Origin of the sequence: Salinicoccus cyprini (assembly GCF_007713705.1) — a bacterium.
GTDB lineage: Bacteria > Bacillota > Bacilli > Staphylococcales > Salinicoccaceae > Salinicoccus > Salinicoccus cyprini.
In genome coordinates this window covers 1,002,737-1,029,712 of the sequence record NZ_VMSJ01000001.1, presented here as the reverse complement: position 1 = coordinate 1,029,712, position 26,976 = coordinate 1,002,737, and the positions used below count along the sequence as shown (strand labels likewise).

The window sequence follows — 26,976 nt, the reverse complement described above, 5'->3', positions numbered from 1 at the left end:
AGGACGGAGTTTTTTTATTTAATTGGAGGAGTGAGACGATGGATACAGCAGGAATTATGGATGTTCGTAAGTCATTCGATGATGATATAGCGAACGTCGGCAGCCTGGATGCGCTGCAGCAGCTGAAAGTGGCCTATTTGGGCAAAAAGGGCAAGGTTACGGATCTGATGAAGGGCATGAAGGATCTTTCGAAAGAGGAAAGACCTGAATATGGTGCGAAAGTCAATGAAGTCCGTACGCATATTACGGAATCGATCGACAGCAGAAGCGCGGTTCTCGAAGAGGCGGCGCTTGAAGCCAGACTACGCGAGGATACGATCGATGTGACACTGCCGGGCAGAACTTTCGACCTCGGCAGCCCGCACCCATTGAGCCGCACGGTTGAGGATATCGAGGATTTCTTCCTCGGTCTTGGATATGAGATTGCGGAAGGCTATGAAGTCGAAACGGACTACTACAATTTCGAGGCGCTCAATCTGCCGAAATCCCACCCGGCACGTGACATGCAGGACACGTTCTATATTTCAGAGGAGACGCTGATGAGAACCCATACGTCTCCGGTGCAGGCACGTACGATGGAGCAGCGGGAAGGCGAGGCTCCTGTAAAAATAATCTGCCCGGGTAAAGTATACCGGCGGGACAGCGATGACGCGACACACAGCCACCAGTTCACACAGATCGAGGGGCTTGTCGTCGATCGGGATATCCATATGAGTGATCTGAAAGGCACACTCGAACTGTTCGCCAGGGAAATCTTTGGTGCAGAACGTGAAATCCGCCTGCGTCCAAGCTATTTCCCATTCACTGAGCCGAGTGTCGAAGTGGACATCTCCTGCTTCAAATGCAAAGGTGCAGGATGCAACGTATGCAAGGGCACCGGCTGGATAGAGATTCTCGGTGCCGGCATGGTGCATCCGAACGTGCTTGAGATGGCCGGCTTCGACCCTGAAGTCTACTCGGGATTCGCTTTCGGCATGGGGCCGGACAGGATCGCAATGCTGAAATACGGTATTGAGGACATCAGGCATTTCTACACGAATGACTTAAGATTCATCAATCAGTTCAAAGCAACAGAAGATGGTGGTGCGACTAATGAAAGTATCTAGAGAATGGCTCAATGAATGGATCCCGAACGAAGTACCGGTCAGTGAACTGGCCGAAAAGATTACGCGTGGCGGCATAGAAGTGGATGAAATCATCGACTACACCGCCGAAGTGAAAAACCTCGTTGTCGGATATGTAAAGACGGTGGAGCAGCATCCGGAAGCGGATCGCCTGAGAATCTGCCAGGTGGATACAGGTGAGGAAACACATCAGATCATCTGTGGGGCGCCGAATGTCAAAGCCGACTCTTATGTTGTCGTATGCAAAGTCGGCGGCAGGCTGCCGGGAGGCATAAAGATCAAGCGTGCCAAACTGCGCGGTGAAGTATCGGAGGGCATGATCTGCTCGCTTGAAGAGCTTGGTATCAAGGAGGACCAGGTCCCTGCCGAATACCAGAACGGCATCTTCATGTTCCAGGAGGAGAAGATGGCTGGGGAGGATGCACTGGCAGCACTGCTGCTTGATGACCAGGTGATGGAGTTCGACCTGACACCGAACCGCAAGGATGCCCTAAGCATGGCTGGCGCGGCATACGAGACACGTGCACTGTTCGGCGGGGAAGTCGCACTGCCGGCTCATGCAGTGGAGGATGGAACTGGGTCATCCGCGCTTGAAATCAGAAACGCGGATACCGAAGCGGTACCATTCTACGGTGCCCGTATCGTCACAGGCGTCGCAATCGCACCTTCACCGACGTGGATGCAGATGCGGCTGATCAAGGCGGGTATCCGTCCAATCAATAATGTCGTCGACATCTCCAACTATGTACTGCTCGAATTCGGCCAGCCGCTCCATATGTTCGACCGTGACCAGATCGGTTCGGATGAAATTGTGACACGCTACGCACATGAAAATGAAAAGATGACGACGCTTGATGGCAGGGAAAGAAAGCTTGAAAGTGGAGACATTGTCATTACCAATGGCAGCGAACCGATTGCACTTGCAGGTGTGATGGGTGGCGAATTCTCCGAAGTGACGGATCAGACGACCAGTGTCGTCATCGAATCCGCAGTCTTCAATCCGGTATCGATCCGCAGAACGAGCGGCCGATTGAACTTGAGAAGCGAAGCATCAGCAAGATTTGAAAAAGGCGTCTCCCACGAATTTGTACTGAAAGCGCTCGACCGTGCCGCACTGCTGCTCACGCAGTATGCCGGTGGCACAGTAGCATCATCCGTCCTATCATCCGGAGAGCTTGACGTCGAAGATACGACAATCAATATAACGAAGGCATTCATCAATTCGCATCTCGGCATGGAGCTTGAAACTGCAGAAATCCAGGAGACACTATCGAAGCTCGGTCTGAGTACGGCAGTCGATGGCGATGCATTGGAAGTCTCGGTGCCGTCACGTCGGGATGACCTTAAAATCAAGCAGGATATCACCGAGGAAGTGGCACGAATCTACGGTTATGATGCACTGCCTTCGTCCATGCCCGATACCAGCACCACATCAGGCAAACTGACGGATGAACAGAAGAAGACACGCACCATCCGCCATCAGCTCGAGTCGCTCGGCCTTTCCCAGGCCATCAACTATGCGCTGACAAGCCGCGAGAAAGCGGAGCAGTTCAATGAACTGGAAGGTACAGTCGAACTGCTGATGCCGATGAGTGAAGACCATGCGGTGCTCAGAAAAAGCATGATTCCGCATCTTGTCGATAATGTGGTCTACAATAGAAATCGCCAGCAGAAGGATGTCCAGTTCTATGAGATCGGCCGTATATTCCAGTCGAATGGGACTGGTGTCCTCCCTGAAGAACGGGAAATGCTTGCAGGTGTCATCACGGGTGAAATGAACCGCACCGACTGGCTCGGCACAAAAGTGCCGGCAGATTTCTTTGCAGCCAAAGGCATTGTTGAAAGTGTGTTCGCCAAGCTTGGTCTTGGGGACAGCATCCGATATGAGCAGTCATCAAGATTCGATACGATGCATCCTGGCAGAACAGCAGATGTGCTGCTTGATAATGAGCGCATCGGAACCATCGGGGAACTGCACCCGAAATATGCCCAGCAGAATGATCTCGATCGGACAGCGGTATTCGAGATTGATCTCGATCGCCTGCTGTCGGTGAAGCAGGGCAACATCTTCTATGACCAGCTTTCCAGATATCCATCCATCACACGGGATATTGCGCTTGTTGTGGATCGGACGGTTGCTGCCGACACACTCGTGCGTACTGTCGAAACAGCAGCTGGGAAGCATCTTGTGGACGTATTCGTCTTTGACGTCTATGAAGGGGATAACATGGAAGCGGGCAAGAAATCCGTGGCACTCAGACTCACTTATCTGAATAAGGAGCACACCTTGACGGATGAGGAGATCGAGAAGCAGCACACACCAGTACTGGAAGCACTAGTAGCAAACGGAGCACAGATCAGATAGAAAAAAGGCGATCACAATGTGATTGCCTGAGGTAGTAGAAATAGAAGTTGCGAAAATCGGAAATATCGTGGAATTGAATGGCATGAGATGTTTGAAAAAACAGTAGTCGACCACAAACTTTATAAAATCATCGACGGTTTATTTCTCTGATCGTCAATGGCGTTTCGAGGTCGGAGTTTAGGGTTTCGGACTATGCTGGACGCCGTTGAAAAAGCTATGAATGGAGACGAAGCCGCCCCTGGCAGACTGGATTTGTTCCAGTGTGTGTGGAGGGGCGGCTTTTTGTGCTGGTTTCATCAGGTTTGTTTGGGGGTGGGCGAGTAGGAATGAGGTTGGCGCTCTAACTCGCCATGGCAGCGCCCACGATGGTGAGTTGGCGCTCTAACTTGCCATGGCGCCGCCCACGATGGTGAATTGGGGCTCCAACTTGCCATGGCAGCACCCGCGATGGTGAGTTGGCGACATCACCACACCCCACCACACCCGATCCCACCCTAAAAAAAGACTGCAGACATGTCATTCTACAATGACTATGTCTACAGTCTGAGGCGATCAAATTGTGATCGCCTTTTCTTTTGGCTATTCGGCAAATACGATATCCCAGCTGTCCTTTCCGGATAGCATTTTCCGAGCAATCTCCTTGGCGCCTTCGAGACTATGGCTCGCCGCCCAGCCGCACTGCACTTCGTTGCAGGCAGGCACTTCCCGAGCTTCGAGCACATCGTTCAGCGTGCTTTCGACGACACTGCTGATATGGTCGTAGTCATCATCGTTCAGCACAGACAGATAGAATCCCGTCTGGCAGCCCATCGGGCTGAGGTCGACGACCTTATCGTGGTGGTTTCTGATATTTTCGGCCATCAGATGCTCGAGGGAGTGCAGACCCGGCATTTCCATATGCTCCTTGTTCGGCTGGCAGAAGCGGATGTCGTATTTATAGATGACATCCCCATGCTCGCCTTTACTCTTTCCGGCGAGGCGGATATAGGGCGCATCGACTTTCGTGTGGTCCAGGTTGAAGCTTTCAACATTCATCTTTGGCATTGCGTATTCTCCTTTTGCTTTGTGGTTAATGTAATACTAAAGGATAATTCCTACTATCTCAATAGTAATTCTATCTGTTGTTCTTTTTTTGATCAACCAGGTCCATGACTTTCTGTCTGGATTTGAAATGTTTTTTCGTCAGGTTATCAACGTAGTCCATGCCATGCCTGTCGGCAAGGCGTGCCGCAAACTGGTCCGTCTTTTTGCTGGCACCTCTCGGTACTTCGGTCTTCAGGTGCTGATTGAGATTGTCCATCTGCTCAAGGTACTTGCTCCGGGCCAGAATGCTGGCACAGGCGACAGCGATGGATTTCGACTCCGCCTTCGTTTCCTGGTGGATCAGATCCAGCCGAAAGGGTTCCGGTACATATTTCTGGTAGGCGTTCTCTGTTGTGAACTGGTCGATGACAATGGCTTCGACAGCTTTCTGGTCATCGGCCTCAAGCTTTTCATAGACATTTCTGATGCAGTGGTCATGCAGCACCGCCTTGAGCTTGACGATGTTCCAGCCTTCATCGATCTTCCTATTGTAGGAAGGATTGTCCAGTACGACGAGGGAGTAGGGCACAATATGGATGATGTCCCGAGCCAGACGATCGACGGTGCCGTTCGAGAGGTTCTTCGAATCCTTTACGCCGAGTTCACGCAGCAGGGCCACTTTGTCTTTCGGTACGTGGGCAGCGCATACTGTCATCGGGCCGAAATAGTCACCGACGCCAGCCTCGTCGCTGCCGATTGTATTCAACATATCATAATTCATAATTACTCGTTCCTTTGTGTTTTTTCGTATGCATATACTTGTGTAACCAGTAGTGGATAAGTATAATAAATTAATGATAACATATAAGAGCTGAAACTTTGGATAGGGAGGCAATGTCAGATGGCACAATATAAAAACCGCATTGCTGTCGTAATAAATGACCAGCAGTACACGCTGGTTGGAGAAGACAACCCTGAGCATATACGGTATGTTGCAGGACTTGTAGATAATAAGATCAGGGAAATAGGTATGAAGAATGCAGGGCTTGATACCACAAGGAAAGCAGTGCTTACAGCAGTGAACGTCATGGATGAATACGTAAAGCTGGCTGAGAAGCACGAAGCGCTGCTGGAAGAAATGGACCAGCAGGGAAACTGATATCATGACACTGCTGATATTGATCCTGCTCATCATAGGAATGGTCATCGGATACCGTCGGGGCATCATACTGCAGCTCCTTCATCTGATCGGTACGATTTCGGCCATCATCATCTCTGCCTTGAACTACGAAAGACTTGCCTCCCGTTTCGATATGATCATGCCTTACCCATCGACGGCGCAGACGGTTTCAAATCCGCTCCTGCCGGAAATAGACAACGCGGAACTCGGCTTCTACAAGATGGTGGCATTCTTCATGATCTTCGTCGTTGCCAAGATTGTCATCCAGCTGATTGTCAGTGCTTTCGACTATCTTCAGCAGGTCGATGCATTCGGACGTACAGGCGACATACTTGGAACAGCACTTGGTCTGATAGAGATGATCTATATACTGGTCGTCATTCTCTTCATGGCAACCGTACTGCCGCTCGAGAACGTGCAGACAACTCTCGAAAATTCAGGACTTGCACGCTTCCTGATGGACAATACTTTCATCATTTCCGATAAATTCATAGAATGGTTAAAAACGGGGTCATAGAGATATGGCTCTTTTTTTGGAGGTCAATATGACAAAAAAAGATATTATCAATCTGCTCGAGACAATCGCAACATATATGGAGCTTTCGCTTGAAAATCCATTCAAGGTATCTGCCTACCGCAAGGCCGCCGGCGCCATCGAACGCGACCCGAGATCGCTGTCTGAAATCGACGATTTCTCGGAAATCAAGGGAATCGGCAAGGGCGTCAATGATGTGATCAGCGAGTATGTGGAGAACGGCCGATCATCGGTGCTCGACGAACTGAAGGAATCTGTACCTGTATCGCTTATCCAGATGCTCAAGCTGCCGACACTCGGCCCGAAAAAGATTGCGAAGCTGCATAAGGAACTCGGTGTCGTCACGCTGGAGGGACTGAAGGCGGAATGTGAGGCGGGGAGGGTGAGCGAACTGAGCGGATTCGGCAAGAAGACCGAGGAAAATATCGCCAAGGCGATCGATGAGCTTCTCACCCGTCCAGAAAAGTACCCGATCGAGAAGATCCAAAGCTTCAGAAGCATCATCGAAGCGGCACTGGACGAGATCAGGAGCGTCGACAGATACAATATCGCCGGCAGCGCAAGGCGCTACAAGGAGATGAGCAAGGATCTCGACTTCATCGTCCAGACCGATAATGCAGCCGACGTGGCGGAAACCTTCATCAATCTGCCGTTTGTCCAGGATGTCGTGGCGAAGGGTGAGCGCAAGCTGTCCGTCGTCGTCGAACATGATTTGGATCAGATCGGTGTCGACATGCGCTTTGTCACACCTGAAGCGTATCACACGACACTGCATCACTTCACCGGTTCGAAGGAACATAACGTAAAGATGCGCCAGATTGCCAAATCAAGAGGTGAAAAGATCAGTGAGTATGGTGTGGAAAAAGGGGATGATCTTCTGACATTCGAGTCGGAAGCGGACTTCTTCTCCCACTTCGACCTGCCCTATATTGCACCTGCCATGCGGGAGACCGGGGAAGAGACGGATATCGATGTTTCCGATATCATCACACTGGATGACATAAGGGGCGATCTGCACATGCACACGGTATACAGTGATGGTGCGTATTCAGTGCGCGAAATGATCGAAGCCTGCGTTGCCAAAGGGTATGAATACATGGTCATTACAGACCACTCGAAAAGTCTGCGTGTAGCCAATGGTCTTGATGAGGACCGCCTCTGGCAGCAGATTGAAGAGATCAGGAAACTGAGACCGGAATATCCTGAAATAGACATATATTCAGGGACGGAAATGGATATTCTGAAGGATGGCACACTGGACTTTTCCGATGATATGCTGAAGGAACTGGACTACGTCATCGCTGCCATCCATTCGAGTTTCCAGCAGACGGAGGATGAGATCATGCACCGCCTCGAATCGGCATGCAACAACCCATATGTCCGCCACATCGCCCATCCGACAGGCAGATTGATTGGTGGTAGAGCGGGTTATGCGGTAGACTTCGAAAAGCTGATCCAGATGGCAAAAGACACGAATACAGTCATGGAAGTGAACGCCAATCCAAGGCGTCTCGACCTGTCTTCATCCGTCATCAGGAATTCAGGGCTGATGCTGACAGTCAATACGGACGCCCACCATACACGGCATCTTGAATTCATGGAGTATGGTACAGCAACATTGCAGAAGGGTCTGATCGAGAAGAATCAAGTGATCAATACATTCTCAAGGGAAGATTTCAGAGAGTGGGTCAATAAAGGGAAATAGAGGGTTGAAAATGAATCAGAGAACAATCAATACATTGGAGTTCGATAAGATACTCGCCCAGCTGTCAGCTTTTGCTGAAAGCGGAAAGACGAGAAAGATGATCGACCACGACATCGTGTCGACGGATCTGGATGAAATACTGCAGATGATCAACGAAGTGGATGATGCGTCCACCATGCTCAGATACAAGGCGGTCGAGCTCGGCGGAATCACCGATATCAAGCAGCATGTCAGACGTGCAGAAATCGGCAGCATGCTCGGAGTACAGGAACTGAATGAAATCAGATCCATGCTGAACCGCAAGCACATGCTCGGTGGTGTCTTCAATGACTTTGAGGACGATGAGGTCGCACTTGGCTACCTGCCGATCTACATCAACGGCCTGCCTGATATTCATTTTCTGTACAGAAGGATTACGGAGACGGTGGACGACAGCCAGGTGCTCGACCATGCATCGGAAGATCTGCTCAGAATCAGAAGAAGGATCCGTTCGGAAGAAGGGAAAATACGGGATCGGCTGAATGACATCATTCGCGGATCCAATCAGAAGAAGCTGTCCGACAGTATCATCACGATGCGCAACAACCGGTATGTCGTCCCTGTCAAAGTGGAGCATCAGGGTGAATTCAGCGGCATTGTCCATGATATATCATCGAGTGGACAGACCGTCTACATGGAACCGATGGCAGTCGTCCAGATGACCAACCAGATCCAGAGACTGCGCGATGAGGAGCAGACTGAAGTGGAGCGCATCCTCTACCAGCTTTCGGCTGAGGTGGCGGAAGTCGGCTCCGAGCTGTCGATGACGGATGATGCACTGCATCATATGGATATGGTCTTCTCGAAGGCGAAGTACGGTGCTAGAATCAGAGGCTCAAAACCAGAAGTGGCAAGGACGGGCGGCATCCACCTCCCGGCTGCTTTCCACCCGCTTATCCCAGAGGATGAAGTGGTGAAAAACGATATCATGATGGATGCGGAGACGAGAGCTGTCATCATCACCGGACCGAATACAGGCGGTAAGACGGTCACCATCAAGACGATCGGCCTCAGTGTACTGATGGCCCAGTCGGGCATTCCGGTTCCGGCACGTGACGGCAGCCGGCTCCGTCTTTTCGAGAAGGTCTACAGCGATATTGGGGACGAGCAGTCGATCGAACAGTCGCTGTCCACCTTCTCAAGCCATATGACAAACATTACAGGCATTCTCGACGAAGCGGATGAAAACAGCCTTGTGCTGCTTGATGAGCTCGGTGCCGGGACAGACCCGGAAGAGGGTGCTGCACTTGCCATCAGTATTCTTGAATACTTGCTTGCGAAGCGTTCAACAATCGTTGCGACGACGCACTACCCACAGTTGAAGTCATTCAGCTATACGAGAGAAGATACTTTGAATGCGAGTGTCGAATTCGATGTGGAGACCCTGTCTCCGACATACCGTCTGCTCATGGGCATACCCGGCAAGTCGAATGCGTTTGAGATCTCCAATAAGCTTGGACTGAATGGAGATGTCATCGAACGCGCACGCAACCTCTCCGGCAGAGATAATGAGGATGTCAATGAAATGATCACTGCACTCGAGCGGCATACAAGAAAAGCGCAGGACAATGAACAAGAAACACAAAGGCTTCTGAAGGATGCTGAGAAACTTCATTCGAGTCTCGATACTCAGGTGGCAGACTACGAAGCATACAAAGAAAAGCTCCGCAAGGAAGCGCGTGTAGATGCCAACCGCATCATCAAGGAAGCGGAAACGCGTGCCGATGAAGTCATCCGCACACTTGAGGATATGAAGAAACTCGGTGCCGACATCCAGGAACATGAGCTCATCAATCAGAAGAAGGCACTGACCGACAGCTACTACCAGGAAGACATCCGGAAGAAGGAGCGCGCCACCAAGAAAGAGAAGATCTCTGCGGGAGATGAAGTGGACGTCCTGTCATATGGACAGAAGGGTGAAGTGCTCGAAGTTAAGGATGATTCAGTCACCGTCCAGATGGGTATCATAAAAATGAAGGTCGGCATGGACGAAGTGAAGAAGCGCAAGAAGGAGCAGCCGAAACGTACCGTATCGAGAAGGATCAACAAGACATCCGTCAAAAGGGAGCTCGATCTCAGGGGAGAACGCTATGAAGAGGCGCTCCGCAAGCTCGACCAGTACCTCGACCAGGTGATGCTCTCGAACTACAACGAAGTGGAGATCATCCATGGCAAGGGGACGGGCGCGCTGCAGAAGGGTGTGCAGCAGTTCCTGAGGACACACCCTAAAGTGAAATCATTCAGAGGCGGCATGCCGAGCGAAGGCGGCTTCGGTGTCACTGTAGTCGAAATGAAGTAGGTGGTCTGATGGATAATTTTGATATGTACAAGCTTGCGAAAGTACTGATTGCGGTGGGTACCGCCATGTTTCTCGGCGGCATCATCTACCTGATGTTTTTTGCATAGGCAGTAAGATTGAGGATTTATACGCTTGCATGATATAATTGATGCATAATCAACACAATGGAGGTAATTTCAAATGGCAATAATAGAAGTGAATGATCAGAATTTCAAACAAGAAGTTGGAAGCGGACTTAAACTGGTGGACTTCTGGGCACCATGGTGCGGACCTTGTAAAATGATTGCTCCTGTACTTGAAGAAGTTGCACAGGATATGGACGGTAAAGCGGACATCGCCAAACTGAATGTTGATGATAACCAGGCAACTGCCAGCGAATACGAAGTAATGAGCATTCCAACACTCATCCTCTTCAAAGACGGCGAGCCTGTTGATAAAGTTGTCGGCTTCCAGCCGAAGGAACAGCTTGTTTCACTTATTGAAAAGCACGCATAATTAAAAGACAGCCGCCTTCGGGCGGCTTTTTTATAATATAAATGTAGAGGGATCGCTATGGAAGAACTTAAACTTAAACTGTCGGTACTGCCGACTGAACCCGGATGCTATCTGATGAAGGACCGGCATGGTATCGTCATCTATGTCGGCAAGGCCAAAAACCTGAGGAATCGGGTCAGATCCTATTTTACCGGTGCGCACGATGAGAAGACGATGCGGCTGGTCAAGGAAATTGTCGATTTCGACTTCATAGTGACCAATTCCGAAGTCGAGTCGCTGCTCCTCGAGCTGAATCTGATCAAGAAGCACTATCCGAGATACAACATCCTGCTCAAGGACGATAAGAGCTATCCTTTCATAAAGATCACAAAGGAAAGGCACCCGAAACTGATCGTCACAAGGACTGTCAAACCATCAACAGGTACATATTTCGGACCGTATCCGAATGCGTACAGTGCGCATGAGACGAAGAAGCTGCTCGACCGCATCTATCCGCTCCGCAAATGCAATACGATGCCGGATAAACTGTGTCTGTACTATCATATCGGCCAGTGTCTTGGCCCCTGTGTCTATGACGTCGAGGCCGAACAGTACAGGGAGATGATCGATGGCATCACCCGTTTCCTGAATGGCGAAACGAAGCAGATCGTCGATGAGCTCAAGGACAAGATGGCCGTGGCATCTGAAAACCTGGAGTTTGAAAAGGCCAAGGAATACAGGGATCTTCTCGGGCATATCGAGGCGACGATGAACAAGCAGAAGATGATGACGAAGGATGTCACCGCAAGGGACTGCTTCGGTTTCAGTGTGTCGAAAGGGTGGATGGCTGTATCCGTATTGCTGATCAGGAACGGCAACCTGATCGAAAAGAAGGCGGACATGTTTCCGATCAACGACGATGTGCAGGAGGAATTCTTCAGATATATCGCTCAGTTCTACGATCTGAAATCCAACCTGTTGCCAAAAGAAGTGCATATCGCCAATGGTCTCAATCAGGAAATCATCGACGAGTACCTGCCGGTCAATGTGCTCCAGCCGAAAAGGGGGCAGAAGCGGGAGATGGTCGATCTGGCAACTAAAAATGCCGAAATCGCCCTTGAGAACAAATTTGAAATGATCGAAAAGGATGAGGCGCGCACCGTCGGTGCCATCGAGCGCCTCGGTGAAGCACTCAACATCGAGACACCGGTCCGCATAGAGGCATTCGACAACTCGAACATCCAGGGGGTCGACCCGGTCAGCGTCATGGTATCTTTCGTCGACGGGAAGCCGAGCAAGAAGGACTACCGCAAGTACAAGATCCGGACGGTCACCCAGCCGGATGACTATGCTTCGATGGCGGAAGCGGTCAGACGCAGATATACACGTGTGCGGAAAGAGGGGCTGCCTCTGCCCGATATGATCATTGTGGATGGTGGAGTCGGCCATATGAATACGGTCAAGTCCGTCCTGCTGGACGAACTGTCACTGGATATACCCGTTGCAGGACTTGCGAAGAACGACAAGCACAAGACTGCTGAACTGCTGTACGGGGACCAGGCAGCGATCGTCCCTTTGAAGAAGAATTCCCAGGAATTCTATCTGCTCCAGCGGATACAGGATGAAGTCCACAGGTTTGCCATCAGCTTCCATAGGAACACCCGCCGCAAGACATCCGTCACATCGAGGTTGGATAATATCGAAGGAGTGGGGCCAAAGCGCAAACAGAAGCTGCTGACCCATTTCGGATCGATAAAAAGAATGAGCGAAAAGCAGGTTGAGGACTTTACGGAAATCGGCATCCCGGCTCCAATCGCGAAACGGATACTGGAAGCGCTTAACGCCTGATATCACGCGCTTGAATTTTCTCAATATTTTTTAGCATAACCTACCGGGTCGCCTTGATTTATGTATACCTTGGGAGTAAAATGGTTCTTGTGTAAACTTATTTCATTGGAGAGTTAGGGGGGAATTCGAGTGTCGAAAAAAGATTCAAGCTTTGCAATCAGACGTCTTCATTCTTTACTTGGAGTCATACCACTAGGGGTTTTTCTTATTCAGCACCTGCTGGTCAACCACACTGCAACCCGCAGTGAAGAGGCGTTCAACTTTGCCGCCGGAATCATGGGCAGCCTGCCTTTTGTACTATTTCTGGAGATATTTGTAATCTATATCCCGATTCTATTTCATGGTATATACGGCATCTATATTGCTTTCACTGCGAGATATAATGTGGGTACATACAGTACATTCAGAAACTGGATGTTTCTTTTGCAGAGAGTCAGCGGTGTAATTGCTTTCATATTCATCGCCATCCACGTCTACCAGACGCGGGTACAGGTGTTCTTTGGAACAGAAGTGGATTTTGACATGGTCCATCAGATTGTTTCAAACCCGGCATGGCTGGTATTCTACATCATCGGCATCATCGCGACGGTATACCACTTCGCGAATGGCCTATGGTCATTCATGGTGACATGGGGCTTTACTCAGTCCGACAGATCACAGCGCATAATGAGCTATGTATCCGGCGTCATCTTCGTCGTAGTGAGCTTCATCGGTATACAGGCAATTTTGGCATTTATCTAATAAGGAGTGGACAGAATGGCTAATGATAAAATCATCGTTGTCGGTGGCGGACTCGCCGGACTGATGGCAACGATAAAAGCAGCTGAGGCAGGTGCTGAGGTGGACCTGTTCTCGATTGTGCCGGTAAAACGGTCCCACTCCGTATGTGCGCAAGGTGGAATAAACGGAGCGGTCAACACTAAAGGTGAGGGCGATTCTCCAGCAATCCACTTTGATGACACGGTATACGGTGGGGACTTTCTGGCCAACCAGCCGCCGGTCAAGGCAATGACCGAAGCGGCACCACAGATCATCCACCTGCTCGACCGCATGGGTGTCATGTTCAACCGGACAGCTGAAGGTCTGCTCGACTTCAGACGATTCGGCGGCACACTGCACCATAGAACGGCATTCGCCGGTGCAACGACAGGACAGCAGCTTCTGTATGCATTGGATGAGCAGGTCAGAAGCTATGAAGTGGATGGTCTGGTAAGAAAGTTCGAAGGATGGGAATTCCTCGGTGCAGTACTCGATGACGAGGGCCGTGCACGCGGAATTACAGCGCAGGAGATTACAAGTGCCGACATCCAGACGTTCAAGTCGGATGCGGTCATCATGGCGACAGGCGGCCCTGGCATCATCTTCGGGAAATCCACCAATTCCATGATCAATACAGGATCTGCAGCATCTGTTGTATACCAGCAGGGCGCAATCTACGCAAATGGAGAGTTCATCCAGATCCACCCGACAGCGATACCGGGCGACGACAAGCTCAGACTGATGAGTGAATCGGCGCGTGGAGAAGGCGGACGTATCTGGACATATAAAGACGGCAAGCCATGGTACTTCCTCGAAGAGAAATATCCGGACTACGGAAACCTCGTACCGCGTGATATCGCCACACGCGAAATATTCGACGTGTGCGTCAACCAGAAGCTCGGTATCAATGGAGAGAACATGGTGTACCTCGACCTTTCCCATAAGGATCCGCATGAGCTTGACGTAAAACTCGGCGGCATCATCGAAATCTATGAGAAGTTCACTGGTGACGATCCACGCAAGGTGCCGATGAAGATTTTCCCGGCAGTCCACTATTCAATGGGCGGCCTGTATGTGGATTATGATCAGATGACGAATATTCCCGGGCTGTTTGCTGCAGGGGAGTGCGACTATTCCCAGCACGGCGGCAACAGGCTCGGAGCGAACTCCCTGCTGTCTGCAATCTACGGCGGCATGGTCGCTGGACCGAATGCAATCCAGTATGTCAAAGGTCTTGATTCCACTTATGAGGATCTGGACGATTCCGTCTACGACAGGCATGTAAAGGCCGAGCAGGAGAAGTTTGATGGTATAATGAACATGGACGGAGATGAGAACGCTTACGTCATCCACAAGGAGCTTGGCGAACTGATGACGGACAATGTTACAGTAGTCCGCCACAATGACAAGCTGCTCGAAACAGACAAGCGCATTGTCGAACTCATGGACCGCTACAAGCGGATAAACATCAATGATACTAAAAAGTGGAGCAACCAGGCTGCATTCTTTACACGCCAGCTATGGAATATGCTTGTGCTTGCACGTGTCATCACAATCGGTGCCTATAACAGGAACGAATCCCGTGGTGCACACTACAAACCTGATTTCCCTGAACGGAATGATGAAGAATGGCTCAAGACGACAAAAGCATATTTTGAAGGTCCACTCGAAGCACCGCGTTTCGAATACGAAGATGTCGATATAAGCCTTATCCCGCCTCGTAAAAGAGATTACTCGAAAAAGGCTGAAGGGAGTGCTAAGAAATAGATGAGTGAGAAAATGATAAAGTTCAACATAAAGCGTCAGGAACATACAGATGCAAAACCGTACTGGGAAGAATTCGAAGTCCCTTACCGTGAGAACATGAATGTCATCAGCGCACTGATGGAGATCCAGAGGAATCCAGTCAATACAAAAGGTGAGAGGACGACACCTGTAACCTGGGACATGAACTGTCTCGAGGAGGTCTGTGGTGCCTGTTCCATGGTCATCAACGGCAGTGCACGCCAGTCGTGTACTGCACTGATCGACCAGCTTGACCAGCCGGTGAAGCTCGAACCGATGTCCACTTTCCCGATTGTGAAAGACCTTCAGGTCGACCGTTCATTCATGTTCGACAGCCTGAAGCGTGTGAAGGCATGGGTGCCGATCGATGGTACGTATGACCTGGGTCCTGGACCGCGCATGCCTGAGAAGAAGCGCCAGACAGCATACGAACTGTCAAAATGCATGACGTGCGGTGTATGCCTTGAAGTGTGTCCGAACGTCAACGACAGTTCCAAGTTCATGGGTGCAGCACCAATCAGTCAGGTCAGACTGTTCAACCTGCATCCGACAGGCAGCATGAACAAGAATGAAAGACTGGATGCATTGATGGGCGAAGGTGGTGTCGCCGAATGCGGTATGGCTCAGAACTGTGTCAAAGCGTGCCCGAAAGGCATCCCTTTGACAACTTCCATTGCTGCAATGCAGAGGGAAACAAGTTTCCATATGTTCAAGTCCTTCTTCGGAAGCGACCACGAAGTGGAATAGACTGTAATGGGAAGAGCGCTGCTCTTCCTATTTTTTTGTTTTCAATTACGTTATAATAGAGGAAATAATCGAGAAGGACTGGGGTCAATGAGCGATAGAGAATCCATCATATCCATAGAAAAATCAATACGGTACATATCGGCACATGTAAAAAGTCATGGCCGGGAGATCCTTAAGAAATACGAACTGTCCCCTTTGCAGTTCGTGGCCCTGCAGTGGGTGGATGACAAGGTCGGCATTACAATCGGCGAGCTGTCGAACAGGCTCGATCTGGCGCACTCCACGACGACGGATATCGTCGATAAGCTGGAGAACGGCGGTTTTGTAGAAAGACAGAAGTACGAGAAGGACAAGCGTATCGTGCTTGTACTGATGAAGGACAAGGGGCTTCAGATCATCAAGGAAGTCATCGCAAAGCGTGTTTCATACATATCTGAAATAACGGACCATCTGTCCCCAAAAGAGCGTGACATGCTGCCCGGCATTCTGGAATCGATACTGCATGAAAGTGAAAAAAGAAGCGATGAATAGGCCGATCGGTGTCATGGATTCAGGCGTCGGTGGACTGACGGTTGCCAAGGAGATCATGCGGCAGTTGCCGGATGAATCGATCGTCTATTTCGGAGATCTCGACCGGTGTCCCTACGGCAGCCGCTCCATGGAGGAAGTCACACGCTTTACGCTGCAGGTTGCCGACCATCTTGTCAGCCGGGGCATCAAGATGCTGGTGGTCGCCTGCAATACGGCAACAGCAGCCGCACTGCATATTCTTGAGAAGAGATATGATATACCCGTCATCGGTGTCATCAATCCTGGCGCACGTAGTGCCATACAGAGCAGTTCGAACCAGGATGTCATCGTGCTGGCTACTGAAGGTACGGTCGCTTCCAATGCCTATCCGAAAGCGATCCATCAGATCAACCACCGGTTCAAAATACAGAGTACCGCATGTCCCAAGTTCGTTCCGCTTGTAGAAGAGCTGAGATACAAGGACAAGGTGGTGGTACGTGTTGTACTGCACCAGACGCTGAAGCATCTTGCAGATACGAAGGCCGATACAGTCATCCTCGGATGTACTCACTATCCGCTGCTGGCTGATGAGATCAGAGACTATTTCTATGGCAGGAAAAAAGTGATCGACTCCGGATATGAGACTGCACGTGAGGTCAGTGCGATGCTGACAATGCTCAGGCAGCATGCATCTCCCCAGTCGAAACCAGAGCATCTGATGATAGTGAATGGAAAAACCAACCGGTTCGAATATATACTGAAAGACTGGATGCCTTTCATCGAATACAGTCTGGAGCAAGTTGAGCTGAAGGAGGAACAGTATGGTGAAAATCGTAGTCGCCAGCGGCAATAAAGGAAAGATCAATGATTTCAAAGCAATCTTCCCGAATCATGATATTATCGGCATCAAGGAGATTCTGCCTGACTTTTCAGTCGAAGAGACGGAAGACACGTTCGCCGGCAATGCGAGGCTGAAAGCCGAAGCCGCTGCCGAAGCACTCGATATGCCGGTTGTGAGCGATGATTCCGGTCTATCCGTCGATGCACTGGATGGTGCGCCCGGCGTCTACTCTGCCCGATATGCAGGAACGGATGCGACAGATGAAGATAATAACAGAAAACTGCTCTCTGCACTTGAGGGAGTGAGTGACCGCCGGGCCCATTTTACAAGTGCTATCGCACTCGCCATCCCGGGTATGGAGACAAGGACATATATCGGTGAACTGCATGGCGAAGTACTCGAGTCACCCAAGGGCGAACATGGTTTTGGCTACGATCCTCTATTCAGAACAGAAGATGGCAGGCTGCTCGGCATGATTAGTACCGAAGAAAAAGGGGAAATAAGTCATAGAAGAAATGCACTCGATCGTCTGATGGAGGATAAGGAAGTCTTTAACGTACTCATACGATATAATGAGGGGTGACAGAAATGAAGATATTGATTGTGAGCGACAACCACGGCGAACATGGCATAGGCTATGAAGCATTCGGCAGGAATGCCGGGGATCTGAACATCCACCTCGGTGATAGTGAGCTCAGCTATGACGACACTGAAATGGCACACTTCGAACGTGTGACAGGCAACGTCGACAATGACAGCCGCTATCCGGTTGAAGGCTATAGTGAGGAAGCACAGGCTTTCTATACACATGGTCATTACTATGACATCAAGAACAACCGTGAAGTACTTGCCGACCGTGCCCGTGAGTACAATGCCAAGTATGCATTCTATGGCCATTCCCATGTGGCCAAGGCCGAGAAGGTCGGGGACATCTACTGCATCAACCCAGGCAGCATCTCCAACTCCAAAGGTGAACTGGTGGAGTCCTATGCAGTGCTCGACACTTCAAGCAATGTTGTCACTTTCCTCGGTCGGGATCATAAAGTACTGCGGGAAGTCGATTTGGATACACTGTAGACCAGGGTGCACCTGGTCTATTTTATTAGAAAAGTCAGCAGCATGACGGCTGTAAGGCACAGGATGGTCCACGCCATCATGCCGCGCCCATCCCGGGATCGCATGACAGCCGCAGTCGAGCCGATCAGCAGGATGGATGCAACGATGAATATGGCAGGCCGCATTTCGAATGTCGTGTACCGGATGCTCAGGTAGAGTATGGAGAGAATGGTGAAATAGGTCGCCAAGTAAACTTTGACAGGGCTTTTCATATGTATGCTGCTCCTTTCGTGCAGGCCATAATCCAGGAGGATCAATTATGAATATACTTTATTTCGATGACGATTGCATCATCTGCAACCGATTCGCAAAAATCATCACCCGGCTCGACCGTAAGGGCATACTGCGTTTCGCATCCATAAAATCACTCGACGGCATCATCCCTGCGCATATCGATTCTGTCGTCTACTACTCGGATGATATGTATCTGCATTCCGATGCCATCATCGAAGTTCTGGCAGATACCACAAGAGTCAGAGCCATTCGGGGGCTGAAGGTCATTCCGGTATGCTGGCGCAACGCACTGTACCGTTTCGTTGCCAGAAATCGATATCGCCTGAACGAAAAGATGTCGTGCACCATCGACAATGAAGTCAGAAAGAAAATCATCAGTTCCAACAGCCCATCATGAGTATTCGAGTTCAACAACAATCATATAGAAGGAAAGTGTTATGGTGATCATTAAAGTCGATGCAGAAATTGAACTGAAAGCAATACAGCAGAAAGATTATGAAATCGTCTATGATGCAGTGGATCAGAACCGCAGTCATCTCAGAAAATGGCTGCCATGGGTCGACTACATGAAAAGCGCTGAGGATTACATTGAAATCATCAAGGCTTGGCAGGAGATCATCGATAATGGGACAGGTCTGCAGCTCGGCATATTCCATAAAGGCGAATTCGTCGGCATGTGCGGTTACAATGAAATTGTTTCACTGAGCAGCCGGGGTCAGATCGGATACTGGCTCACCAAGAGTGCCCAGGGGAAGGGCATTGCTAGCCGTTCAATCAGCCATCTCGTGTCCTATGGTTTCGATACCCTGAAACTCAATCGCATTGAAATCATATGCGGCGTATACAACTATAGAAGCCGTGCACTGCCCGAGAAATTGGGGTTCGTGGAAGAAGGCATACTCGCCGATTACGAGTTCCTGTATGACCATTTCCACGACTGCATCATGTATCGTCAGCTCAAAAGGGAATATAAAGGATGAAGGTTTTAAAATCTTATACCTCCCAGGTGTAATAAAACATCATTAATTTTCAATAGACGTTTGACTTTTACCCTCAAAATTGATTATAATTGTATTTGTTCGATTGGTCCTGGTAGCTCAGCCGGATAGAGCAATAGCCTTCTAAGCTATCGGTCGGGGGTTCGAATCCCTCCCAGGACGTTTATAAAGAACCCCATATACGGGGTTCATTTTTTTATCATCATATCATGTCCCAGTAGCTCAGCAGGATAGAGCGACAGCCTCCTAAGCTGTAGGTCGGGGGTTCGACTCCCTCCTGGGACGTAAAAACTTAAGAAGTAGCTTTTTGAAACTCTGCAACCATAAGGTTGCGGGGTTTTTATTTTTCTTCAAAGATTGATGAAATGTTAATCATAGCGAGAGAATTAAATTTAGAATAGTTCCTTATATTTGGTAAAATTATCAGAAAACCATGTCAAATTTGCTTTAAATGGTGTAAAATGATGTAAATTGCATATATTGGAGGGGAAGCAGTGGGAACTATTGTAGGATTTTTAATATTTTTAGGTGTGGTTACAACCATCGCTCTATTCGTGCTTGGATTCATCCAGGAAAACAAAGGGGAGGCATATCATAGTACATGGAAAGCATCGCTTTATTCCTTCATAGCGACCTGTCTGCTTGTCATTCTCCTGGGGCTGGTGAGCAGTGGCGTTACTCTCGCAGGCGTGGCATTGGTGCTGTGGATCTTCGTATCCATCGTAATGTTTGTATTCCTTGCTTTAGGCTTGGAATCCAAGTTTAAAAAGCAAAATTCCCGCAGGCATTTCAGGAGAGCAGGCATTGCGTTTGCGACAGGTTTTGCATTGTTCTTCATGTTTGCTTTGGTTCCAAATGAGGTTGAAGAGCCTGCCAATCAGACTGCTTTGGCGGATGAGGAAAGTGAAGAGCTGACTGAAGAAGCGACAGAAGAGACAACAGAAGAAGAAAAGGATGCTGCAGAGAAAAAAGCAGCAGAAGAAAAAGCCGCTAAGGAAGCTGAAGAAAAAGAGGCATCCATCGAAGCAGCCAAGAAGAAAGAAGAGTCCATAGAGGCAGCCAAGAAGGAAAAAGAGAAAGAAGAGTCGATTGAAGCTGCCAAAGCCAAGGAAGAATCGATAGAAAAAGCGGAAGCTGCAAAAGAGAAGTCGATCGAAGAAGAGAAGGCAGCAGCGGCGAAGGCTGAAGAAGAAGCGAAGAAAGAAGCTGCGCCAAAAGAAGGACTTATCCCAGTCAGCCTATACAGGATTGTTGATGGGGATACAGTGAACGTACTTGATGATGAGGGTAATGAACTGAAACTCAGACTGCTTCTAATTGATACGCCTGAAACGGTACACCCGAACAAGCCAGTTCAACCCTATGGCCATGATGCTTCCGATCGGCTGACACAATTACTGAATGCTGCAGATCAGCTATACATCGAGTACGATGATGGAGCAAAGACAGACCATTATGACAGACAGCTTGTGTATCTGTATGCAGATGATGCAAGTGTCCATGAGGTACTTCTCGAAGAAGGTCTGGCACGCGTCGGATACATCTACGAGCAGCAAAGGTACCTGTCAGAATTCCGTGCAGCGGAACAGAAAGCAAAAGATCAGCAGATTGGTGTATGGTCCATACCGGGTTATGTAAACACTGATGGGGAAGGCTTCAATAGCGAAGAACCGGAACCGACAAGCGAACCGGCCACAAGTGAACCAGCGACATCAGAGCCGGCAACAAGCGAACCTGCTCAAACAACTGAATTTTTCCAGAATTGTACTGAGCTTAAGACGGTGTATCCAGATGGCGTCGCCCAGGGACATGCTGCATATCAAGGCAAGATGGATAGAGATAAAGATGGATATGCATGTGAATAGAATATAATAAACGTCCACCCTATTTATAAAGTAGGGTGGACATTTTATGAAAAATACTTTTGTTTGCTAATGTACTACTTTAATCCACACAAAACTATCCATAATGTACGAATTTCTACTATCAATTTCTTGCTTGACTTATGGGACCCTATAAACGATGTGTCTTAGAAGGTTCCATCTTTTATAATTCCAACCGATCCCCATACATAAAAAAATGACCACCAGAATTACTGGTGATCAGTTGATTTGATTATTGACACAGTTATAACACGGTAAAAAGTTCTTCATATAATAACATTGATCAAGCATAAAGAGCCATGGATCAACCTTCAGCTCACAATTCAGATTGCTCACCTGCTTATGGGTGCTTACATGCTTAATGAAATTATATTTTTATATATATATGTACAGACTTGAAAACATTGAATACCTTTGGAGTATCACGTTATTTCAGGTAGCATATTGAAATAATTCATGTACTGCAGGCGCTTTGATAATAAGAAAGGCACATGAAGCTTTCTTCGTATATACAAAGGAGTGTTTGGCCTTTTCAGATGGAGGGAATCTTCTAGTAAACTGTGGAAAGGGGACGTGGCTGATGAGTTATCAATTTGAGGAACTATTTGCGGACATCCAAAAAGATAATCGGAAGGTTCTTGATGACATTGAACCGTTCGAGCACCCACTGGTCGTGCTGCTTCGTAAGTGTCTTGAAGAACAGGAATACATGCTGGATAGGCTTATAGAGGAATTCGAGGAAGGGAAAACCGAGCTTAAGGATATCAAGACCAACTGTTCTGCCCTGTTCCATGCGAACCAGAAAGTGAACCCTTATTTTGCGGAGTGGAAACGTGCGACGGGATGGATCGGCTACAAAGATGACACGCCTTCAGAAGAGCTGATGAAATCATTGGAGGAAAGACTGGACGAAATGCAGGATGATCTGATCGAGATTGCGGCTAAGTTGGACGAAGAATATGGAGAGTCGACAACGAAATATTTCATACCGACATTCTACTTACCGGAAGAGAGGGTTAACTGATGACATTTAAAAATGAACGTATCGATCAGAATGTGTATAGCCAGGGTGAAGTGGACAAATGGGTATACAGTACCTGCGGGCTCTGCTCGGTCGGCTGTGGTCTCTATGTTGCTGTAAAGGATGACAAGGTTGTAGGTGTAAAAGGGAATGGTGATGACCCGATCAACCGGGGCAGACTGGGACCGAAGGGTGAAAACCAGTGGCATGCCAATAATGCCCCGGATCGTCTCAAGACGCCTATGATTCGAAATGCGTCCGGCGAACTTGAGCCTGCGAGCTGGGAGGATGCGATGCAGCTGGTCGTGGACAAGGCGAAGCAGTCACTTGAAGAGAAGGGCAGGAACAGTGTCAGCATCTATTCCACAGGGCAGGGGTTCTTTGAAGACTATTATACGATCGCCAAAGTGGGCAGGGCTGGACTGCAGACCCACCTGCTGGATGCGAATACGAGGCTATGTACTGCGACGGTCGAGTTTGCGCTGCTGCAGTCATTCGGGGCTGACGGTACACCGGCTTCCTTCGACGATATCGATGAAGCGGATACGTTAATGTTGTTCGGCCACAATGTCGCGGAGTCCGGGACGGTACTTTTTGAACGCATCATGGAACGTAAAGTAAGAACGGGAAAACCATACATCATTGCGGTGGATCCGCGAAAGACACTGACGGCAAGGGAAGCGGATTTGCACCTGCAGCTGAAACCAGGGTCAAACCTGCCACTGATGAACGGCCTGATCAATGAACTGATCGAGCAGGACAAGGTAGACAAGGACTTTGTCCAGGCACATACAGTCGGGTACGAGAAGATGAAGGAATCAGTCAAAGGCTGGACACTCGAGAAGACGTCCGAGAGCACCGGCATACCGGAAGACCAGCTCAAGGAATTCTATAGAGTGATGTGTGATACGCCTTCACTCGTTTCCACAACACTTCAGGGTGCTTTCCAGAGCGCAGAGGCGACAAAAGCCTGTGTTGCCATCAACAACTTCCATCTGATCCGGGGTCTGATCGGCAAGCCGGGCTGTGGTCCGCTCCATACAGCCGGGCAGCCAAGCTCATCCGCTAACCGTACTGCAGGTGGCGTCGGTACTTATCCGGCGCACCGGAATCCGACCAATCCTGTCCACATGAAGGAAATGGCACAACTGTGGAATGTGGATCAGGATTCACTCCCTGCCGGACCGGAAAAAGGGATTGAGGAAATCATCACCCATATTGAAAAGGAGGAAGTCGGCTTCTTCTGGAATATCGGGACGAACCCTCTCGTTTCGCTTCCGAATCGCAATCGTATCAAGAAAGCACTCGACAATGTATTTGTCGTCGTACAGGACCCATTCCTGACAGAAACGTCGGCAGTCGCTGATGTCATTCTTCCTGTCGCCATGTGGGGTGAAAAGGAAGGGACGATGGAAAATGCCGATCGCACTGTCACCATTTCCAGGAAGGCAGCAGAGCCACCAGAAGGTGTACGCTCTGATTTTGAAATACTGGTGGACTTTGCAAGGCGGATGGAATTCAAGGATAGGGACGGACAGCCGCTAGTCGACTATTCGACGCCTGAAGAATGCTTTGAAGAATTCAAAGGCATAACAAAGGGACGTCCATGTGATATGACGGGTATCACCTATGAACGTCTGGAAAAATTGAACGGCATGCGCTGGCCTGTACCGGATGAGAAATCTACAGGGACACCGAGACTCTATTCCGACTTCAAGTTCCATACAAAAGTGGATGATGTCCAAGTATTCGGCAAGGACCAGTTTACCGGTCGCGCACTGTCGAAAGAGGAATTCCAGGAAATCGGAGCGGAAGGCAGGGCGATACTTCACGAAACCTATCATCTGCCACCGTTCGAGCAGCCGAATGACCAGTATCCGATGTGGCTGACAACAGGCCGTTCCGTGTGGCACTGGCATACAAGAACCAAGACGGCACGCGCGCCGATGCTACATATGGCAGCGCCGAACAACTATGTCGAGATTCATACGGAAGACGCCAGGGAACTTGGAATCGTCCAGGGTGAAGTGATCCGCATCTCCTCTCCGCGCGGTGAAATAGAAGTGCCCGCCCGGATTGGCGAGACAGTTCAGAAAGGACTGCTGTTTGTACCTTTCCACTTCGGCAACCTGGAGAAGAAGGAATCTGCGAACAACCTGACCAACGACTTCGTCGACCCGATCTCGAAGCAGCCGACCTACAAGCAGTCAGCGTGCAAAATCGAGAAGATAAGGAATGCGCACGAGGTGAAAGCGGACGAATCCCTGGAAGAGATCGCCTCACACTATGGCATGACAGCAAAAGAACTAAGAGCAGCCAACAATCTGTCCGCACCTTATGAAATAGAGATGGGAACGACAATCGAAGTGCCGGCATCCGTAATCAACACACCAATCCAGCCGTATATACCGCAGCGATGAAACGGCTCCGTCAAAAATGTTATATAGTCAGATTATTGTTCTGGAACTCTGCAACTAATATAACTGCAGAGTTTCAGTTTTTTATATTGATAGGGAGTTAAGGAGCGATTAATATGAAGTATCATTTCTATGCTGTACTGGAAAAAGAATAGAATGCCTATAATGTAAAGTTTCCGGATTTGCCAGGTGCAATCACTTTCGGTGAGGGAATTGAAGATGCAATATTCATGGCACAGGATGCCCTGGAAGGTCATTTGCTTGTCATGGAAGATGATGGCGACGATATACCTCGTCCTTCCGAACATCATGATCTATCACCAAGCTTGAAACGAGATGAACAGCTGCAGCTGATTGAGGTGGATACCAATCTGATCAGATCGAGTCAGTAATTACCCTTTGCTGTCTCTTTTTCATTTTACAAACTCCGCTCCCTTCTATAAACTTGTAATGAATTTATAAAAAGGAGAATACGCATGAGTAAATTTGATGAACCTATTCTCGTAGTACCGAGGGATGTTCTTTTTAATAATGAGGCAGATGCCTTCCATGGTTTTGTCGGTATGAATGATAGAAGGTATGAAAGTATTCTTTCGACTTTTTCCGAGTTCGAAGTCAAACGCCGGGGTGACATGGAGGAGGATCCTTCGTATAAGCAGCTGGTCGGCTATGTCATCATTTCATCCGATAATGGCAAGACACTCGTATACAAACGTCTGGCGGGTGGCGGCGAGGCACGTCTGCATGGCATGCTGTCGATCGGTGTCGGTGGTCATATGAATGATGTGCCGGAAGCATCAAATATCGAAGAGAAGCTCTACATCAATGCGGCGAGGGAACTGTCCGAAGAGGTCGGCCTCTCCCAGGAGCAGCTCGAGGACATCGAAATCGTCGGTTTGATCAATGATGACGACAACGAAGTTGGAAAGGTCCATATCGGTGTGGTGTTCAAGGTGACGGTCGATGAGAATGATGTGGCGTCCCACGAAGAGGATACGCTCGAACTGATCTGGGAGAAAGATGGTCAGCTCTCTGAAAGGTCGCCTTATGAATCATGGAGTGAACTGATCATCAGGGATGCCTATGAAAGATAAGGTCGTCTCACACCGCAGGTTTCTGCAGAAGATGGAGCGGGATCTGGATCTTGACTACCGCAATGGCGATTATGCCAGTTTCATCAGTAAATTCAGGATGTACTCCGATCAGCAGGTACCGGAGATCTCCTTCATGGAAAAGTTCTACGAAGCGCTGTCCTATGAGGACAGGCACGATGAAGTGATGGAGTATGCACTGCTGCAGATGAATGAGGGTGCCGGTAATTACGACGTCCACATGCACCATCTTTTGAAGTCGCTGCTCAAGCAGGAGCGCTACTTTGAAGTGATCGAGTTCTCGGACCACCTCATGGAGGAGGATATTCCACAGCGTTTCCGGATTGATGTCGCTGCATTCAGGCATGAGGCGAAGCGTGCGATGGATGAAAAGATGGAGGGGCTGCATGCGCCGGAGGTTGAGAAGCCTGTTGTCTCTTCTGAAGCTTACAGGGCAATGCAATCCTTTGAGAAAATTGAACTTCTCAGAGGTCTCATTGAGAATGAGGATATCAGGCATAGGGATCTGGTACGTGGAGAAATGAACACTGAGATGGATTACACATGCCTCACTTTCATGCTGCTTTATCTGAGAACCATTGAGGACCGGCAACCGGTAGTTGCTGAAAAGATGGATGCGCAGCTTGAAGTGGTGCCGGCCGAACTGCCGACACTTGAAGAGAGTCCGCTGCTCAGCGGTGTAAGGCCGCTTGTTATGGACGAGGTGGAGAACCGGATGCCTGAATTCAGAGAAGCGGCAGAGGGCATGCTGATGTCGCACGCGGTCCACTGCTATCCGATCTTCCCGCCATTTGATGATGAAACGCTGTATCTTGGCTATATGAGCGAACTGTTCAGCATGCTCAATCTGGACCATGACTTTGAAGCGGATGCATCGGTAATCGAGTGGATCCGCAAGGTCGAAGGGTCGATGATGTAGCATTGTCGCGGAAATCAAATGTTGGATATAAAAAAGTGATAT

The 26,976-nt window shown here is 49.2% G+C and carries 25 protein-coding genes, 2 tRNA genes and 1 pseudogene; 25 read left to right on the top strand and 3 right to left on the bottom strand.

The annotated features are described in order from the left end of the window. The first annotated feature begins 56 nt into the window (after positions 1-56). Together pheS and pheT are read left to right on the top strand one after the other, a co-directional pair. Positions 57-1,106 (top strand): phenylalanine--tRNA ligase subunit alpha, encoded by a 1,050-nt coding sequence (gene pheS / locus FO441_RS05120; RefSeq protein WP_237605045.1) that lies wholly within the window; start codon positions 57-59, stop codon positions 1,104-1,106. After that, on the top strand, positions 1,093-3,489 hold the full coding sequence (gene pheT, locus FO441_RS05115; RefSeq protein WP_145286700.1) for a phenylalanine--tRNA ligase subunit beta: 2,397 nt from the start codon (positions 1,093-1,095) through the stop codon (positions 3,487-3,489). The genes pheS and pheT overlap by 14 nt, the downstream gene beginning before the upstream one ends. 579 nt (positions 3,490-4,068) lie before the next feature. Here pheT and FO441_RS05110 read toward each other — a convergent pair. Both FO441_RS05110 and rnhC read right to left on the bottom strand, forming a co-directional pair. Further along, positions 4,069-4,533 carry an S-ribosylhomocysteine lyase gene (locus FO441_RS05110; protein WP_145286698.1) on the bottom strand — a complete coding sequence of 155 codons (465 nt, stop codon included), beginning with the start codon at positions 4,531-4,533 and terminating at the stop codon, positions 4,069-4,071. Positions 4,534-4,603: 70 nt separating this feature from the next. Next, positions 4,604-5,494, bottom strand: a complete 891-nt coding sequence (gene rnhC, locus FO441_RS05105; RefSeq protein ID WP_145286695.1) for a ribonuclease HIII — start codon at positions 5,492-5,494, stop codon at positions 4,604-4,606. Here rnhC and zapA point away from each other — a divergent pair. The 13 genes from zapA to FO441_RS05040 all read left to right on the top strand — a co-directional run bounded on the left by zapA (position 5,414) and on the right by FO441_RS05040 (position 18,311). Next, entirely contained in the window at positions 5,414-5,671 is a 258-nt protein-coding gene (gene zapA / locus FO441_RS05100; RefSeq protein ID WP_145286692.1) for a cell division protein ZapA, read from the top strand. The genes rnhC and zapA overlap by 81 nt on opposite strands. A gap of 4 nt (positions 5,672-5,675) precedes the next feature. Further along, entirely contained in the window at positions 5,676-6,209 is a 534-nt protein-coding gene (locus FO441_RS05095; RefSeq protein WP_145286689.1) for a CvpA family protein, read from the top strand. 28 nt (positions 6,210-6,237) lie between these two features. Next, positions 6,238-7,932: a DNA polymerase/3'-5' exonuclease PolX gene (polX, locus tag FO441_RS05090; protein WP_145286686.1), complete on the top strand. Its 1,695-nt coding sequence runs from the start codon at positions 6,238-6,240 to the stop codon at positions 7,930-7,932. Between the two features lie 10 nt (positions 7,933-7,942). Continuing rightward, a complete protein-coding gene (locus tag FO441_RS05085) occupies positions 7,943-10,270 on the top strand; it encodes an endonuclease MutS2 (RefSeq protein ID WP_145286684.1) in 2,328 nt (775 codons plus the stop codon). Positions 10,271-10,450: 180 nt separating this feature from the next. After that, positions 10,451-10,765 (top strand): thioredoxin, encoded by a 315-nt coding sequence (gene trxA / locus FO441_RS05080; RefSeq protein ID WP_145286681.1) that lies wholly within the window; start codon positions 10,451-10,453, stop codon positions 10,763-10,765. 57 nt (positions 10,766-10,822) lie between these two features. Next, positions 10,823-12,592: an excinuclease ABC subunit UvrC gene (gene uvrC / locus FO441_RS05075; protein ID WP_145286679.1), complete on the top strand. Its 1,770-nt coding sequence runs from the start codon at positions 10,823-10,825 to the stop codon at positions 12,590-12,592. 129 nt (positions 12,593-12,721) lie between these two features. Further along, positions 12,722-13,333 carry a succinate dehydrogenase cytochrome b558 subunit gene (locus tag FO441_RS05070; protein ID WP_145286676.1) on the top strand — a complete coding sequence of 204 codons (612 nt, stop codon included), beginning with the start codon at positions 12,722-12,724 and terminating at the stop codon, positions 13,331-13,333. A gap of 15 nt (positions 13,334-13,348) precedes the next feature. Next, positions 13,349-15,118 (top strand): succinate dehydrogenase flavoprotein subunit, encoded by a 1,770-nt coding sequence (sdhA, locus tag FO441_RS05065; protein WP_145286673.1) that lies wholly within the window; start codon positions 13,349-13,351, stop codon positions 15,116-15,118. Next, positions 15,119-15,883: a succinate dehydrogenase iron-sulfur subunit gene (gene sdhB / locus FO441_RS05060; RefSeq protein ID WP_145286670.1), complete on the top strand. Its 765-nt coding sequence runs from the start codon at positions 15,119-15,121 to the stop codon at positions 15,881-15,883. A gap of 87 nt (positions 15,884-15,970) precedes the next feature. Then, a complete protein-coding gene (locus tag FO441_RS05055) occupies positions 15,971-16,414 on the top strand; it encodes a MarR family winged helix-turn-helix transcriptional regulator (RefSeq protein WP_145286667.1) in 444 nt (147 codons plus the stop codon). Beyond that, on the top strand, positions 16,407-17,246 hold the full coding sequence (gene racE / locus FO441_RS05050; RefSeq protein WP_145287377.1) for a glutamate racemase: 840 nt from the start codon (positions 16,407-16,409) through the stop codon (positions 17,244-17,246). The genes FO441_RS05055 and racE overlap by 8 nt, the downstream gene beginning before the upstream one ends. Further along, positions 17,215-17,817, top strand: a complete 603-nt coding sequence (gene rdgB, locus FO441_RS05045) for an RdgB/HAM1 family non-canonical purine NTP pyrophosphatase (protein ID WP_145286664.1) — start codon at positions 17,215-17,217, stop codon at positions 17,815-17,817. Before racE ends, rdgB begins: the two co-directional genes overlap by 32 nt. A 5-nt stretch (positions 17,818-17,822) precedes the next feature. Further along, entirely contained in the window at positions 17,823-18,311 is a 489-nt protein-coding gene (locus FO441_RS05040) for a YfcE family phosphodiesterase (protein WP_145286662.1), read from the top strand. Between the two features lie 17 nt (positions 18,312-18,328). Here FO441_RS05040 and FO441_RS05035 read toward each other — a convergent pair whose 3' ends face one another. Then, positions 18,329-18,562: a hypothetical protein gene (locus FO441_RS05035; RefSeq protein ID WP_145286659.1), complete on the bottom strand. Its 234-nt coding sequence runs from the start codon at positions 18,560-18,562 to the stop codon at positions 18,329-18,331. 47 nt (positions 18,563-18,609) lie between these two features. Between FO441_RS05035 and FO441_RS05030 the strand changes: the two genes are divergently transcribed. From FO441_RS05030 to FO441_RS04985, 10 genes and pseudogenes are all read left to right on the top strand, one after another. Beyond that, complete coding sequence (locus FO441_RS05030; RefSeq protein ID WP_145286656.1) at positions 18,610-18,981, top strand: thiol-disulfide oxidoreductase DCC family protein; 372 nt, start codon at positions 18,610-18,612, stop codon at positions 18,979-18,981. Positions 18,982-19,021: 40 nt separating this feature from the next. Beyond that, complete coding sequence (locus FO441_RS05025) at positions 19,022-19,564, top strand: GNAT family N-acetyltransferase (RefSeq protein WP_145286654.1); 543 nt, start codon at positions 19,022-19,024, stop codon at positions 19,562-19,564. Positions 19,565-19,670: 106 nt separating this feature from the next. After that, a tRNA-Arg gene (locus FO441_RS05020) sits at positions 19,671-19,744 on the top strand. 49 nt (positions 19,745-19,793) lie between these two features. Then, positions 19,794-19,867: transfer RNA gene (locus FO441_RS05015), tRNA-Arg, on the top strand. 209 nt (positions 19,868-20,076) lie between these two features. Next, positions 20,077-21,447, top strand: a complete 1,371-nt coding sequence (locus FO441_RS05010) for a thermonuclease family protein (RefSeq protein WP_145286651.1) — start codon at positions 20,077-20,079, stop codon at positions 21,445-21,447. A gap of 598 nt (positions 21,448-22,045) precedes the next feature. After that, positions 22,046-22,489 (top strand): hypothetical protein, encoded by a 444-nt coding sequence (locus tag FO441_RS05005; RefSeq protein ID WP_145286649.1) that lies wholly within the window; start codon positions 22,046-22,048, stop codon positions 22,487-22,489. After that, complete coding sequence (locus FO441_RS05000) at positions 22,489-24,906, top strand: molybdopterin-dependent oxidoreductase (RefSeq protein ID WP_145286646.1); 2,418 nt, start codon at positions 22,489-22,491, stop codon at positions 24,904-24,906. The genes FO441_RS05005 and FO441_RS05000 overlap by 1 nt, the downstream gene beginning before the upstream one ends. A 167-nt stretch (positions 24,907-25,073) precedes the next feature. Beyond that, positions 25,074-25,295, top strand: a pseudogene (locus tag FO441_RS04995) (type II toxin-antitoxin system HicB family antitoxin); the annotation flags it as partial. 84 nt (positions 25,296-25,379) lie between these two features. Beyond that, positions 25,380-25,997, top strand: coding sequence for an NUDIX domain-containing protein (locus FO441_RS04990; RefSeq protein ID WP_145286643.1), 618 nt, complete (start codon positions 25,380-25,382; stop codon positions 25,995-25,997). Further along, positions 25,987-26,934, top strand: coding sequence for a hypothetical protein (locus FO441_RS04985; RefSeq protein ID WP_186365464.1), 948 nt, complete (start codon positions 25,987-25,989; stop codon positions 26,932-26,934). The genes FO441_RS04990 and FO441_RS04985 overlap by 11 nt, the downstream gene beginning before the upstream one ends. The last annotated feature ends 42 nt before the right edge of the window (positions 26,935-26,976 follow it).

Coding starts and splice junctions, on each gene's coding strand:
- pheS (WP_237605045.1), top strand. CDS start 57: ATGGATGTTCGTAAGTCATTCGATGATGATATAGCGAACGTCGGCAGC.
- pheT (WP_145286700.1), top strand. CDS start 1,093: ATGAAAGTATCTAGAGAATGGCTCAATGAATGGATCCCGAACGAAGTA.
- FO441_RS05110 (WP_145286698.1), bottom strand. CDS start 4,533: ATGCCAAAGATGAATGTTGAAAGCTTCAACCTGGACCACACGAAAGTC.
- zapA (WP_145286692.1), top strand. CDS start 5,414: ATGGCACAATATAAAAACCGCATTGCTGTCGTAATAAATGACCAGCAG.
- rnhC (WP_145286695.1), bottom strand. CDS start 5,494: ATGCTCAGGGTTGTCTTCTCCAACCAGCGTGTACTGCTGGTCATTTAT.
- FO441_RS05095 (WP_145286689.1), top strand. CDS start 5,676: ATGACACTGCTGATATTGATCCTGCTCATCATAGGAATGGTCATCGGA.
- polX (WP_145286686.1), top strand. CDS start 6,238: ATGACAAAAAAAGATATTATCAATCTGCTCGAGACAATCGCAACATAT.
- FO441_RS05085 (WP_145286684.1), top strand. CDS start 7,943: ATGAATCAGAGAACAATCAATACATTGGAGTTCGATAAGATACTCGCC.
- trxA (WP_145286681.1), top strand. CDS start 10,451: ATGGCAATAATAGAAGTGAATGATCAGAATTTCAAACAAGAAGTTGGA.
- uvrC (WP_145286679.1), top strand. CDS start 10,823: ATGGAAGAACTTAAACTTAAACTGTCGGTACTGCCGACTGAACCCGGA.
- sdhA (WP_145286673.1), top strand. CDS start 13,349: ATGGCTAATGATAAAATCATCGTTGTCGGTGGCGGACTCGCCGGACTG.
- sdhB (WP_145286670.1), top strand. CDS start 15,119: ATGAGTGAGAAAATGATAAAGTTCAACATAAAGCGTCAGGAACATACA.
- FO441_RS05055 (WP_145286667.1), top strand. CDS start 15,971: ATGAGCGATAGAGAATCCATCATATCCATAGAAAAATCAATACGGTAC.
- racE (WP_145287377.1), top strand. CDS start 16,407: ATGAATAGGCCGATCGGTGTCATGGATTCAGGCGTCGGTGGACTGACG.
- rdgB (WP_145286664.1), top strand. CDS start 17,215: ATGGTGAAAATCGTAGTCGCCAGCGGCAATAAAGGAAAGATCAATGAT.
- FO441_RS05040 (WP_145286662.1), top strand. CDS start 17,823: ATGAAGATATTGATTGTGAGCGACAACCACGGCGAACATGGCATAGGC.
- FO441_RS05035 (WP_145286659.1), bottom strand. CDS start 18,562: ATGAAAAGCCCTGTCAAAGTTTACTTGGCGACCTATTTCACCATTCTC.
- FO441_RS05030 (WP_145286656.1), top strand. CDS start 18,610: ATGAATATACTTTATTTCGATGACGATTGCATCATCTGCAACCGATTC.
- FO441_RS05025 (WP_145286654.1), top strand. CDS start 19,022: ATGGTGATCATTAAAGTCGATGCAGAAATTGAACTGAAAGCAATACAG.
- FO441_RS05005 (WP_145286649.1), top strand. CDS start 22,046: ATGAGTTATCAATTTGAGGAACTATTTGCGGACATCCAAAAAGATAAT.
- FO441_RS05000 (WP_145286646.1), top strand. CDS start 22,489: ATGACATTTAAAAATGAACGTATCGATCAGAATGTGTATAGCCAGGGT.
- FO441_RS04990 (WP_145286643.1), top strand. CDS start 25,380: ATGAGTAAATTTGATGAACCTATTCTCGTAGTACCGAGGGATGTTCTT.
- FO441_RS04985 (WP_186365464.1), top strand. CDS start 25,987: ATGAAAGATAAGGTCGTCTCACACCGCAGGTTTCTGCAGAAGATGGAG.